The organism is Streptomyces sp. NPDC007856, assembly GCF_042868225.1.
Taxonomy (GTDB): Bacteria; Actinomycetota; Actinomycetes; order Streptomycetales; family Streptomycetaceae; genus Streptomyces.
In genome coordinates, this window is the sequence record NZ_JBIAEC010000012.1 from 177515 (window position 1) to 189410 (window position 11896).

Sequence of the window (11896 nt, forward strand, 5' to 3'; positions counted from 1 at the left end):
TGTGGCCGCACGTGAACGGACCGCTGATCGTCCAGTCCGACAAGACCCTGCTCCTGGAGGTCGACCACGAGCGGGCCGACGACTGCCGGCGTGCCATCGCGCCGTTCGCCGAGCTGGAGCGTGCGCCCGAGCACATCCACACCTATCGGGTCACCCCGCTCGGGCTGTGGAACGCGCGGGCCGCGGGGCATGACGCCGAGCAGGTCGTGGACGCGCTCGTGCAGTACAGCCGGTATCCGGTCCCGCACGCGCTGCTCGTGGACATCGCCGAGACGATGGACCGGTACGGGCGGCTCACGCTCAGCAAGCACCCGGCACACGGGCTCGTGCTGACCACCACCGACCGGCCGGTGCTGGAGGAGGTGCTGAAGTCCAAGCGGATCGCCCCGCTGGTGGGGGCGCGGATCGATGCGGACTCGGTCGTCGTGCACCCGTCCGAGCGCGGGCAGATCAAGCAGGTGCTGCTGAAGCTGGGCTGGCCGGCCGAGGACCTCGCCGGGTACGTCGACGGCGAGGCGCATCCGATCGAGCTGCTGGAGGACGGCTGGGCGCTTCGGCCGTACCAGAAGCAGGCCGTGGAGAACTTCTGGCACGGCGGCAGCGGTGTCGTGGTGCTGCCCTGTGGCGCCGGGAAGACGCTGGTCGGCGCCGGGTCCATGGCCCAGGCCAAGTCCACGACCCTGATCCTCGTCACCAACACCGTCTCGGCGCGGCAGTGGAAGCACGAGCTGGTGAAGCGGACCTCGCTGACCGAGGACGAGATCGGCGAGTACAGCGGTACCAGGAAGGAGATCCGCCCGGTCACCATCGCCACCTACCAGGTGCTGACGACCAAGCGGAAGGGTGTCTATCCGCACCTGGAGCTGTTCGACTCCCGGGACTGGGGTCTGATCGTCTACGACGAGGTGCATCTGCTGCCCGCTCCTGTCTTCAAGTTCACCGCCGATCTGCAGGCGCGCCGCCGGCTGGGCCTCACCGCGACCCTCGTCCGCGAGGACGGCCGCGAGTCGGACGTGTTCTCCCTCATCGGTCCGAAGCGGTTCGACGCGCCCTGGAAGGAGATCGAGGCGCAGGGGTACATCGCTCCGGCCGACTGCGTCGAGGTCCGGGTGAATCTGACGGACGCCGAGCGGCTGTCGTACGCGACGGCCGAGACGGAGGAGAAGTACCGCTTCTGTGCGACGACGGACACCAAGCGGAAGGTGACGGAGGCGATCGTCCGCCGTTTCGCCGGCCAGCAGATCCTCGTCATCGGCCAGTACATCGACCAACTCGACGAGCTGGGCGAGCACTTGAACGCGCCCGTCATCAAGGGCGAGACTTCCAACGCCCAGCGCGAGAAGCTCTTCGACGCCTTCCGCGAAGGCGAGATCAGCGTGCTGGTGGTGTCGAAGGTCGCGAACTTCTCCATCGACCTGCCGGAGGCAACGGTCGCCATCCAGGTGTCCGGCACCTTCGGCTCCCGCCAGGAGGAGGCCCAGCGCCTCGGCCGGGTCCTGCGCCCGAAGGCCGACGGCCACCAGGCGCACTTCTACTCGGTCGTCGCCCGCGACACCATCGACCAGGACTTCGCCGCCCACCGCCAGCGCTTCCTGGCCGAACAGGGCTACGCCTACCGGATCGTGGACGCGGACGAGATCCTGGCGGAGGACAGCACCGGCTGAGCCGCGATCGCGAGCAGGAGCGCGTTGCCTGCGACGGCTACTTGCGGCGTATGCCCGCTTCCTCGCCGTACTCGCCGAGGATGATCACGCCGAACGCGGCCTCCGCGAACACCTTGATGGCGCGCAGGGCGTTGCCGAGCAGGTGGTGATGCGGGCCGTCCACGGCTGTGGCGCCGGTCGGCGGTCGGACAGGGCCTGGGGAGATGGTTGCTGCGCTCATGTCTCCATGGTGGATCGCCGGACGCGCCACCCGCATCGGTCTGCAGAGCCAATCCCGGACGGCCCCGCGTAGATCTACGGGTGGACCCCGGCCCCTACTTCGGGGGCTGCCCGTCCCCTAGGGGTCGGAGCGGGCCGGACAGGGCCGTGACAGGGACCGGACAGGGGGCGGAAAAACCATTGGCCCCCGCCGCGCGCGCTCGCCTAGAATCTCCGCTCTTGCCCGCCTCCCCTCCGCGGAGTGCCGTCGCCCGGTCGGAAACCGGGCGGCTTCGTCGTAGTCACCCAGCAGGTCCACCGGAGGCACCCCCTTGTCCACGTCCACTCCCGCCGACGACCCACTCGCCCGAGAGCGATCCCACCTCGCCGACTCCCGCGCCGCTCTGCGCGCCATGCGCGAGGACGTGGAGTCGCTGGACATCCGGGACGTCACCGCCAACTGGGTCAACGCCGAAGTACTGTCCCGCCAGATCGACGAGCGGATCAAGGCGCTGGCCGACCTGAGCGACACCCCGCTGTTCTTCGGCCGGCTGGACTATCTGCACGCGCCTCGCGCGGACGAGGCAGAGGGCGCGGAGGGCGAGCAGTTCTACATCGGGCGGCGGCATGTGCACGACGCCGACGGCGACCCCATGGTCATCGACTGGCGCGCCCCGGTCTCGCAGCCGTTCTACCGGGCGTCCAAGAAGGACCCGATGGACGTCGGCCTGCGCCGCCGCTTCGGCTACACCGGCGGCGACCTGACCGCGTACGAGGACGAGCACCTCTCCGACCCGGCCGAGGCGGCGGCCACCAGCAAGCTGCTCCAGCAGGAGATCGAGCGGCCGCGTGTCGGCCCCATGCGGGACATCGTCGCCACCATCCAGCCCGAGCAGGACGAGATCGTCCGCTCCGGCCTGTCCGGCACGGTCTGCGTCCAGGGCGGCCCCGGCACCGGAAAGACCGCCGTCGGCCTGCACCGGGTCGCCTACCTCCTGTACGCCCACCGGGAGCGGCTCGCCCGCACCGGCACCCTGGTGATCGGCCCGAACAGGTCCTTCCTGCACTACATCGAGCAGGTCCTGCCCGCACTGGGCGAGTTGACCGTCCAGCAGGCGACCGTCGACGACCTGGTCGCCCATGTCGAGGTGCGCGGCACGGACGAGGCGGCCGCCGCCATGATCAAGGGCGACGCCCGGATGGCCGAGGTGCTGCGCCGGGCCCTGTACTCCCATGTGACCCTGCCGACGGAGGCGGTCGTGGTGGTGCGCGGCTCCCGGCGCTGGCGGGTGCCGACGCACGAACTGGAGGACATCGTCCGGGAGTTGCTGCAGCGGGACATCCGGTACGGCGCGGCCCGCGAGGCCCTGCCGCAGCGGATCGCGCACGCGGTGCTGGTGCAGATGGAGCGCTCGGGCGAGGCGCCGGACGACCGGGTGCAGGACGCGGTGGCCCGCAACAGCGCGGTGAAGGCGGCCGTGAAGGAGATCTGGCCGGCCGTGGACCCGGCGAAGCTCGTGCTGCGCCTGCTGACGGACGCGGACTTCCTCGCCGAGCACGCCGCCGGGATCCTGGACGAGGACGAGCAGAAGACGATCCTGTGGGCCAGGCCGGTGCGCAGCGTGAAGTCGGCCAAGTGGTCGGCGGCGGACGCGGTGCTGATCGACGAGGCGGCCGATCTGATCCAGCGCACCCACTCGCTGGGCCATGTCGTCCTGGACGAGGCGCAGGACCTGTCCCCCATGCAGTACCGGGCCGTCGGCCGCCGCTGCACGACGGGCAGCGCGACGGTGCTGGGCGACCTGGCGCAGGGCACGACTCCCTGGGCGACCCGCAGCTGGGACGAAGCCCTCGCCCACCTCGGCAAGACGGAAGGCGTCATCGAGGAGCTGACGGCGGGCTTCCGCGTCCCCACGGACGTCATCACCTACGCCTCCCGCCTGCTCCCGCACATCGCACCGGGCCTCACCCCGGTCGAGTCGGTCCGCGAGAACCCGGGCTTCTTCGAGGTCCGTACGACGACGGAGACGTCCGAAGTCGTCGCCGCCTGCAAGGAGTTGCTGCGCAACGAGGGTTCGACGGGCCTGATCGCCGCCGACGCCCGGATCCCGGTCCTCGCCGAGGCCCTGACGGCGGCTGGGCTCCCCCACCTCGCCCCCGGCGAGGAGACCACCCGGGAGACCCGCCTCACCCTCGTCCCGGCCTCCCTCGCCAAGGGCCTGGAGTACGACTACGTGGTCCTGGACGAGCCCCAGGCGGTGATGGACGGCGAGCCGGACGAACGCACCGGCCTGCGACGCCTGTACGTGGCGCTGACGCGTGCGGTCTCGGGCCTGATCGTGACGCACTCGGCACCGCTGCCGGCGCAGTTGGCCTGACGGCGCACCGCTAGGGTGTCGTGCCGTTCCGGCATGTCCCCATGGAAAGGCCTCCGTTGAGCACTCCACCGCCTTCGCACCCCGCGTACCAGCAGTACCCCGGTCCCTACCAGCAGGCACCGGCGGGCCACCCGCAGGCGCCGGGGCCGTATCAGCAGGCCCCCGCGGGTTATCCACAGGCGCCGGTGGGACAGCAGCCGCAGCCCGCCGGGCCGTACGGGCAGGCACCGGGCGGCTACGGGCAGGCTCCCTACCCGCAGGCGCCCGCCGACTTCGGCCAGGCCGGGTATCAGCAGGCCCCCGGCGCGTACCCGGCCGCTCCCGGCGTCGGGTGCGAGGTGTGCGGAGCGGCGCCCGCCGAGCGGGTGACGATCCGCGGCCACCAGGGCATGCTGATCGTGATGCGGAACCTGTGGCGGAAGGGCACCTTCTGCCAGACCTGCGCGCTCGCCGTCTTCCGGAAGATGCAGTCGGACACCATGGCGCAGGGGTGGTGGGGTCCGGCGTCGATGCTCATCACGCCCGTCACGCTGCTGATCAACCTCTTCGCCCTGGCCAAGATCCGTAAGCTCCCCGCACCGGCCGGCGCCCAGGGCCCCGGGCTGGACCCGGGCCGCCCGGTGCTGCGGCGCCCGGCCGGAATCCTGGGCCTCTTCCCGCTCACCGGCTTCGCCCTGGTGCTGCTCCTCGTGCTCGTCGGGATGGCGGCCGGGTGACGGCCGACAGCACCACGGCTCCGTAAGAGGCACGGGGGCTGTGCCGCGCCCGGCCAACGACCCGCGGGCCCGGGGCGCTACCCCGCGTCCAACGCCCTCCGCCACTCCCGCACGGCCCCCTCGAAAACCGGCCCCTCCCACCCGGAGGGCCGGGCCGCGCCGCCGATGTGGAAGGCGTCGATACCGGCGGCCCGAAGCCGCGGCACATGCTCCAGGCGCAGGCCGCCGCCGACCAGGAGGGTCTGGCCGTACCCCGGCTCCCCCCGCCGGCCCGCCTCCGCGACCAGCGTCGGCAGGCCCTCGTCCACCCCGCCGGCGGCGCCCGCGGTGAGGTAGGTGTCGAGGCCGGGCAGGTCGGCGAGCTGTTTGCGCAGGGCGTCGCGGTCGGCGGCCCGGTCGATCGCCCGGTGGAAGGTCCACGCGCAGCCGTCCAGCGCCTGGACCACCCGCTCCACCGCCGCCAGGTGAACCACGCCGTCCGCGTCGAGGAAGCCGAGGACGAACTGGTCGGCGCCGGCCTCGCGCAGGCCGCCGGCCACCCGAACCAGACCGTCCACGTCTCCGGCCGCGAACCCGTCCGCGAGGCGGAGCATCACGCGCAGGTCGATGTCGACGGCGGCCCGGATCCGGGCGACGGTGGCGGGCGCCGGGCTGAGCCCGTCGGCCGCCATGTCGGTGACCAGCTCCAGGCGGTCCGCGCCTCCGGCCTGGGCGGCGACCGCGTCCTCGACGTCGAGCGCGATCACCTCCAGGACTGCACGCTTGCTCATGGCACCCCATTCATCGTCGGCCACTACAGGTCTAGTCCAATTCCAAGACTACGCCTGTGCGCGAGCAGGTGGGGTCCGCGTCAGGGCGCCGACGGGCAGGCGTCACGGCGGAACGACGGCGCGCGGCGCGGAAGAATGGGCCCATGGCCGACCTCGATGCCCTGCGTCTCCGTTTCGCCCGTGCGCTGGAAGCCGCCCGTGCCCCCGGCGGCGGGCCCGATCCCGCGCCGTACGCCGACAACCTGCTCGCCCGCTGGCAGGAGCCGCAGCGCCGGTACCACACGCCGGCCCACCTCACCGCGGTGCTCGACCACATCGACGTACTGGAGAAGTACGCCGCCGACCCGGACGTCGTGCGCCTGGCCGCCTGGTTCCACGACGCCGTCTACCTCCCGGAACGGTCGGAGAACGAGGAGCGCTCGGCCCGCCTCGCCGAGCGCGCGCTCCCCGAGGCCGGGGTCCGTGCGGAGACGACCGCCGAGGTGGCCCGGCTGGTCCGGCTCACCTTCACGCACGACCCGGCCGACGACGACCGCAACGGCGAGGTGCTGTGCGACGCCGACCTCGCGATCCTGGCCGCGCCCCCGTCGGCGTACGCCGTCTACACCGCCGAGGTGCGCGAGGAGTACCACTTCGTGCCGAACGACGCCTTCAAGGAGGGCCGTTCGGCGGTCCTGCGCCAACTCCTCGCCCTCCCCCGGCTGTTCCGCACCCCCTACGGCCAGGAGCACTGGGAGGCCACCGCCCGCTACAACCTCGCCTCCGAGCTGGAAATGCTGTCGACCTGAGGGGTACGGCCCCCTAGGGTTCGCTCCATGCGACCGATAAACGGGGACGATGTGACCGAGGCCGTGGCAGGCTGCACGGCGGCACTGCGCGCGGCGGTGGACCGGGACTGGCGGGCCGTACCGGCCGGGCGGCTGGAGTGGGACTGCCACACCACCGCCGTCCATGTCGCCGACGACCTCATCGCCTACGCCGCCAACCTGGCCGGACGCGCGCAGGACGGCTACCTCCCCTTCGAGCTCACCCTCGACGAGGGCACCGACAACGCGGGTCTGCTGCACGTCATCGAGACGACCGGCGCGCTCCTCGCCGCCGCCGTCCGCACCGCCCTGCCCGGCGTCCGCGCCTTCCACCCCTACCCCTTCCGCAGCGCCGACGCCCAGGGCTTCGCCGCGATGGGCATCGCCGAGGTGCTGCTGCACACCCACGACATGGCCGAGGGGCTCGGGATCGCCTACGAGCCGCCGGCCGAGCTCGTCGAGTCCCTCCTCGCCTGCCTCTTCCCGCACGTCCAGCCCGGCCCCGCCCCCTGGCCGACCCTGCTGTGGGCCACCGGCCGCGGCGAGCTGCCCGGTCGCGCCCCGGTCACCGAGTGGCGCTGGAACAACAACCTGGTCATCCCGGCCGAGCGCCTCACCCTGGTCGGCGTCCGCCCGGCCGCCGCCCACGGTCTGCGCCTGGGCGGCGACGGCGGCTTCACCTGGCTCGACGGCGGCCCGTACGAGGGCACCCGGGAGGCCGCCTCCTTCCTGCTGAAGGCGTACGAAGCCGGTGTGCACCGGCCGGAGTTCGGGGTCTTCGCCCTCGTCCGGCAGGAGGACGGCCGTGCGATCGGCGGCATCGGCTTCCACGGCGTCCCGGACGAGGACGGCCGGGTGGAGATCGGCTACGACCTGGTCGAGGGCGCCCGCGGTCAGGGGTACGCCACCGAGGCCCTGCGCGCGCTCGCGGACTGGGCGCTGGCCCGCGACGACGTCGGCTCCCTGTTCGCGACCGTCGAGCGGGACAACACCGCCTCGCAGGCGGTGGTCACCCGGGCCGGGTTCACTCAGGTCAGCGACGAGGGTGCCGAGTTCGCCTACGAACTGCGCCGCTGAACAAGCCCCTTGCGCCGGCGCAGGCCCGAGGCGTGCAGCAGCCGCACCACCTCGCGGCTGCCCACCTCCACCGCGCCGGCCGCCACCGCCTCCGCGTACCGGTGCGACGGAAGGTCGTAGTGGTCGCGCTCGAAGGCGCGCCTCGGCACGCCCAGCCGCTCGGCGAACGCGTGGAGTTCGGCGTAGGACACGTCGCTGACCAGGTGCGACCACATGCGGCCGTGTCCCGGCCAGGTCGGCGGGTCGATGTAGAGGGTCACGAAGAGGCCATTCCGCCCGTGGCCGAGCCCAGCGAGCCCACCGCGGCAACCTTCACGCCCGCCTTGTGGCACACCCAGTGCGGATCGGGGCCCAGTTCGGGCTCCACGTCCAGCGCGTGCGGGTCGCCGGAGCCGCACACCGGGCACAGCGGCCAGCGGCCGTACCGGTCCAGCAGGGCGTCCTGTACGTCCTGTGCGACCAGCCCGGCGACATAGGTCGCGCCGTCCGGCCACTGCTCGACCCACCAGCGGCGCTCCGCGACGGAGTCCTCGACGAGCGAGACCACGTCCGCCTCCGCGACCTCGCCGGCGATCAGATCGGCGAGCACGAGGGCTCGGGCGGCATGCAGGGCCTGCTCAAGGGGTGTGATGGGCTCCATGGAACCCATTGTGCGCACTCTTGACCCCGAGGCCGAACCGAAAATACCTTTCACATGTGACCCAGGACGTGAAGGAAACTTTCGGCAGCCCGGGCGGCTCCCTCGCCGCCAAGGTGCGCACCCTCGCCCCGTCCATGACCCGCTCCATGCAGCGCGTCGCGGAGGCCGTCGCGAGCGACCCGGCCGGCTGCGCCGCCCTCACGGTCACCGGCCTCGCCGAGCTCACCGGCACCAGCGAGGCCACGGTCGTCCGCACCGCCCGGCTCCTCGGCTACCCCGGCTACCGCGACCTGCGGCTCGCCCTCGCCGGGCTCGCCGCGCAACAGCAGTCGGGCCGGGCGCCCGCGATCACGACCGACATCGCGGTGGACGACCCCATCGCCGACGTCGTCACCAAACTCGCCTACGAGGAGCAGCAGACCCTCGTCGACACGGCCGCCGGGCTCGACACCGTCCAGCTCGGGGCCGCTGTGAGCGCGCTGGCCGGGGCCCGGCGCACCGATGTGTACGGCATAGGGGCCTCGGGGCTCGTCGCCCAGGACCTCACCCAGAAGCTGCTCCGTATAGGCCTCATAGCCCACGCCCACAGCGATCCGCACCTCGCCGTGACCAACGCGGTGCAGCTCCGCTCGGATGACGTGGCGATCGCGATCACCCACTCGGGCTCGACGGAGGACGTCATCGAGCCGCTGCGGGTCGCCTTCGAGCACGGGGCCACGACCGTGGCCGTCACCGGCCGGCCGGACTCGCCGGTCACCCAGTACGCCGACCACGTACTGACCACGTCCACCTCACGGGAGAGCGAGCTGCGACCCGCCGCGATGTCCTCGCGGACGAGTCAACTGCTCGTGGTGGACTGTCTGTTCGTGGGAGTGGCCCAGCGCACGTACGAGTCGGCGGCGCCCGCGTTGGCGGCGTCGTACGAGGCGCTCGCTCACCGGCATCGCACCGGCCGCAGGTGACCGACCGAGGTGACCGGCCCCAGGTGACCGACCCCGGGTGGGCAACAGCACGCACAACGGCACCCAGACCTGAGAGAGCCACCCCCCATGACCTCCCATGACCTGCGTCAGCAGTTGGCTTCCCTGACCACCGAAGCCTTCCGGCCCGAGCTCGCCGAGATCGACCGCCTTCCCACCCTCGACATCGCCCGCCTCATGAACGGCGAGGACGCCGGAGTGCCCGCCGCCGTCGCCGCCCAGTTGCCCCGGATCGCCGCCGCCATCGACGCCGTCGCCGAACGCATGGCCCGCGGCGGACGGCTGATCTACGCCGGCGCCGGCACCGCCGGCCGGCTCGGCGTGCTGGACGCCGCCGAGTGCCCGCCCACCTTCAACACCGACCCCGCGCAGGTCGTCGGCGTGCTCGCGGGCGGCCGGGAGGCAATGGTGACCTCCGTCGAGGGCGCGGAGGACTCCGGGGAACTGGCCCGCCGCGACCTGGACGCGCTGGCGCTCACCCCCGCCGACACCGTGGTCGGCATCTCCGCCTCCGGCCGTACCCCCTACGCGATCGGCGCCGTCGAGCACGCCCGGGCCCTGGGCGCGCTGACCGTCGGCCTGGCCTGCAACGAGCGCAGCGCGCTCGCGGCCGCCGCCGAGCACGGCATCGAGGTCGTGGTCGGCCCCGAACTGATCACCGGCTCCACGCGCCTGAAGGCGGGCACGGCCCAGAAGCTGGTCCTGAACATGCTGTCGACGATCACGATGATCCGGCTCGGCAAGACCTACGGGAACCTGATGGTCGACGTCCGCGCCTCCAACGACAAACTCCGCGCCCGCTCCCGCCGGATCGTCTCCCTGGCCACGGGCGCCTCGGACGAGGAGATCGAGAAGTCCCTCACCGAGTCCGGCGGCGAGGTGAAGCACGCGATCCTCGCCCTCCTCGCCGGTGTCGACGGCCCGACGGCCGCCCGCCTCCTGGAGGAGTCCGGCGGCCATCTGCGTGCCGCGCTGGCGCACGCGGCCCGCTGACCCGCACGCTCGGGGCGCAACGACCCCGCCTCCACCGCGACCGCCCTCCTCACCCGGGTCGGCGGCCCGGCCGACATCACCGCCGTGGCCCACTGCATGACCCGCCTCCGGCTGACCCTCGCCGACCCGGCGGCGGTGGACGAGGAGGGATTGCGGGCCCTGCCCGGCGTGCTCGGGCTGGTGTCCGACGGCCCGACCTGCCAGATCGTGATCGGCCCCGGGGTGGTCGACGAGATCACGGCAGAGGTGGAGGCGCGGGTCACGGCCGGACGACAGGCCGTAGACGGCCCCGAGCCGAAGAAGACGAAGCTCCTGGCCACGGCTGCCTGATCCATCAGGGCCGCTGAGGTACGGCAGTCAGGGCGACCGCCAGACCAGCGTGTAACGCCAGAACAGCCGCCGCCGGAACCGGGCCCCGGGAAGCAGCCGGCGGGCCTCCCGCTCGACCTCGTCGTAGGTCATCCCGGGCTCCCGGGTGGGCGCGGTCATGGACACGGGCCGGTGGGTGACCGCCCGCCCGCGGTTCTTCACCCATCCGGTCAGCGCGTTGAGCGGTACGGCGACCAGCCCGACGGCGTGATCGAGGGGCGTGGCGGCCTGCGCACAGCCGACGACGACAAGGGTTCCGCCCGGAGCCAGCCCTTCCTTGAGCCGGTCGAGGGTCTCGGCGAAGGGCAGGTGATGGAGCGCGGCCACACAGGTGATGACGTCGAAGGGGCCGGGCGGAAGACCGTGCGGGGCGGAGGCGAGGGTGTAGGTGACGGGAGCGTCGGGGGCCGTGAGCTGCCGCGCCTTCCCGAGGATCTCCGGCTCGGCATCCACCCCGACGACCGACTCCGCCCGCCGAGCCAGCAGCCGAACGAGGTCCCCGCTCCCGCACCCCACGTCCAGGGCGGTGCGGAACCGCCTGGGCAACTGCCGTAGCAGCCAGGGGTGATGGTGGGCGTTGTGGTCCCAGGGGTGGGCGGCGTTGAAACGCTGGAGGGCGTCAACCAGCCGGTTCGGCAACATGATCACACCCTAGGACGTGGGTCACCTTCCACACGCACCGCGCGGAAGCACGGCACCGGCCCAAGCAGCCGCTCTCGTACCCTTGGCTGACATGAACCACGTCCAGCTCGCCGCCCTGGGAAGGGCCCTGCGGCTTCTCGGGGAGCACGGGGAGGCGCTGACCGCCGACACCCCGGACGCCCGGCTGCACGAGATCAAGGCCGACCTGCGCCGGGCGCTCGATCTGGTGGAGGAGAGCGTCGGGGGCGGCGCGCCCAGCACCCGCTGCCCCGAGCATCCGCAGGGCCCCGTCGACGAGAGCGCGCCCGATCTGTGTCTGCTCTGTGAGACCCGGCGCCGGGCCGCCCGGCGGTCGGAGTTCCAGGGTGGGCGGACCGGACCCGCGCCCACCGCCACCGCACCCTCCCGCTACGGGGTCCGGGCCGACCGGCCCCAGCCGCAGCAACGCTGGTTGCCGGAGGCGTGGAACGGGCACGAGTGGCAGTTGTGCGGGACACCGAGGCGGGACCGGCACGAGGCCGAGGCGTACCTCGCCGCTCAGCGGCGCGGATCGCGGCCCGCCATGGCCTACCGGCTCGTGCACGAGTTCACCGACTACGAGGTGCTGCGGGTGTGGGGCACCCCCGTGCACGTCGACATCGAGCCCATGGGCAACCTGTAGGC

At 72.6% G+C, this 11896-nt stretch carries 13 protein-coding genes and 1 pseudogene; 9 read left to right on the top strand and 5 right to left on the bottom strand.

The window, feature by feature from the left end:
* Window positions 1–11 precede the first annotated feature (11 nt).
* Window positions 12–1664, top strand: a complete 1653-nt coding sequence (locus ACFYOH_RS27470) for a DNA repair helicase XPB (protein ID WP_388630617.1) — start codon at window positions 12–14, stop codon at window positions 1662–1664.
* Window positions 1665–1701: 37 nt separating this feature from the next.
* On the opposite strand, the gene ACFYOH_RS27475 is transcribed toward ACFYOH_RS27470, so the two are convergent.
* The gene (locus ACFYOH_RS27475; protein ID WP_388630620.1) at window positions 1702–1884 is read right to left on the bottom strand and encodes a hypothetical protein; all 183 of its coding nucleotides are present in this window, start codon (window positions 1882–1884) and stop codon (window positions 1702–1704) included.
* A gap of 310 nt (window positions 1885–2194) precedes the next feature.
* Here ACFYOH_RS27475 and ACFYOH_RS27480 point away from each other — a divergent pair, with 310 nt between their 5' ends.
* Both ACFYOH_RS27480 and ACFYOH_RS27485 read left to right on the top strand, forming a co-directional pair.
* Window positions 2195–4240, top strand: a complete 2046-nt coding sequence (locus ACFYOH_RS27480) for a HelD family protein (protein WP_388630622.1) — start codon at window positions 2195–2197, stop codon at window positions 4238–4240.
* Window positions 4241–4296: 56 nt separating this feature from the next.
* A complete protein-coding gene (locus ACFYOH_RS27485) occupies window positions 4297–4956 on the top strand; it encodes a hypothetical protein (protein WP_388630624.1) in 660 nt (219 codons plus the stop codon).
* A 77-nt stretch (window positions 4957–5033) separates the two neighbouring features.
* On the opposite strand, the gene ACFYOH_RS27490 is transcribed toward ACFYOH_RS27485, so the two are convergent.
* Window positions 5034–5726, bottom strand: a complete 693-nt coding sequence (locus ACFYOH_RS27490) for a copper homeostasis protein CutC (RefSeq protein WP_388630626.1) — start codon at window positions 5724–5726, stop codon at window positions 5034–5036.
* A 143-nt stretch (window positions 5727–5869) separates the two neighbouring features.
* On the opposite strand from ACFYOH_RS27490, the gene ACFYOH_RS27495 reads away from it, so the two are divergent.
* Together ACFYOH_RS27495 and ACFYOH_RS27500 are read left to right on the top strand one after the other, a co-directional pair.
* Window positions 5870–6514: a hypothetical protein gene (locus tag ACFYOH_RS27495; RefSeq protein WP_388630628.1), complete on the top strand. Its 645-nt coding sequence runs from the start codon at window positions 5870–5872 to the stop codon at window positions 6512–6514.
* Between the two features lie 27 nt (window positions 6515–6541).
* A complete protein-coding gene (locus ACFYOH_RS27500) occupies window positions 6542–7609 on the top strand; it encodes a GNAT family N-acetyltransferase (RefSeq protein ID WP_388630631.1) in 1068 nt (355 codons plus the stop codon).
* Here the strand turns inward: ACFYOH_RS27500 and ACFYOH_RS27505 are convergent.
* Together ACFYOH_RS27505 and ACFYOH_RS27510 are read right to left on the bottom strand one after the other, a co-directional pair.
* Entirely contained in the window at window positions 7591–7869 is a 279-nt protein-coding gene (locus ACFYOH_RS27505) for a DUF4031 domain-containing protein (RefSeq protein ID WP_388630634.1), read from the bottom strand. The two genes, ACFYOH_RS27500 and ACFYOH_RS27505, sit on opposite strands and share 19 nt — an antisense overlap.
* Window positions 7866–8249, bottom strand: a complete 384-nt coding sequence (locus tag ACFYOH_RS27510) for a hypothetical protein (protein ID WP_388630637.1) — start codon at window positions 8247–8249, stop codon at window positions 7866–7868. Before ACFYOH_RS27510 ends, ACFYOH_RS27505 begins: the two co-directional genes overlap by 4 nt.
* Window positions 8250–8305: 56 nt before the next feature.
* Here ACFYOH_RS27510 and ACFYOH_RS27515 point away from each other — a divergent pair, with 56 nt between their 5' ends.
* From ACFYOH_RS27515 to ACFYOH_RS27525, 3 genes and pseudogenes are all read left to right on the top strand, one after another.
* A complete protein-coding gene (locus tag ACFYOH_RS27515; RefSeq protein WP_388630640.1) occupies window positions 8306–9211 on the top strand; it encodes a MurR/RpiR family transcriptional regulator in 906 nt (301 codons plus the stop codon).
* A gap of 87 nt (window positions 9212–9298) precedes the next feature.
* Entirely contained in the window at window positions 9299–10222 is a 924-nt protein-coding gene (gene murQ / locus ACFYOH_RS27520) for an N-acetylmuramic acid 6-phosphate etherase (protein ID WP_388630643.1), read from the top strand.
* A 54-nt stretch (window positions 10223–10276) separates the two neighbouring features.
* Window positions 10277–10552, top strand: a pseudogene (locus ACFYOH_RS27525) (PTS glucose/sucrose transporter subunit IIB); the annotation flags it as partial.
* A gap of 27 nt (window positions 10553–10579) precedes the next feature.
* Here ACFYOH_RS27525 and ACFYOH_RS27530 read toward each other — a convergent pair.
* Window positions 10580–11233, bottom strand: a complete 654-nt coding sequence (locus ACFYOH_RS27530) for a class I SAM-dependent methyltransferase (protein ID WP_388630646.1) — start codon at window positions 11231–11233, stop codon at window positions 10580–10582.
* 91 nt (window positions 11234–11324) lie between these two features.
* Here ACFYOH_RS27530 and ACFYOH_RS27535 point away from each other — a divergent pair, with 91 nt between their 5' ends.
* Window positions 11325–11894: a hypothetical protein gene (locus ACFYOH_RS27535; RefSeq protein WP_388630649.1), complete on the top strand. Its 570-nt coding sequence runs from the start codon at window positions 11325–11327 to the stop codon at window positions 11892–11894.
* Window positions 11895–11896 lie beyond the last annotated feature (2 nt).

Bases quoted from the DNA above. Each gene is read 5' to 3' on its own strand.
- ACFYOH_RS27475 (WP_388630620.1), bottom strand. From the start codon at position 1,884: ATGAGCGCAGCAACCATCTCCCCAGGCCCTGTCCGACCGCCGACCGGC.
- ACFYOH_RS27490 (WP_388630626.1), bottom strand. From the start codon at position 5,726: ATGAGCAAGCGTGCAGTCCTGGAGGTGATCGCGCTCGACGTCGAGGAC.
- ACFYOH_RS27495 (WP_388630628.1), top strand. From the start codon at position 5,870: ATGGCCGACCTCGATGCCCTGCGTCTCCGTTTCGCCCGTGCGCTGGAA.
- ACFYOH_RS27500 (WP_388630631.1), top strand. From the start codon at position 6,542: ATGCGACCGATAAACGGGGACGATGTGACCGAGGCCGTGGCAGGCTGC.
- ACFYOH_RS27510 (WP_388630637.1), bottom strand. From the start codon at position 8,249: ATGGAGCCCATCACACCCCTTGAGCAGGCCCTGCATGCCGCCCGAGCC.
- murQ (WP_388630643.1), top strand. From the start codon at position 9,299: ATGACCTCCCATGACCTGCGTCAGCAGTTGGCTTCCCTGACCACCGAA.
- ACFYOH_RS27530 (WP_388630646.1), bottom strand. From the start codon at position 11,233: ATGTTGCCGAACCGGCTGGTTGACGCCCTCCAGCGTTTCAACGCCGCC.
- ACFYOH_RS27535 (WP_388630649.1), top strand. From the start codon at position 11,325: ATGAACCACGTCCAGCTCGCCGCCCTGGGAAGGGCCCTGCGGCTTCTC.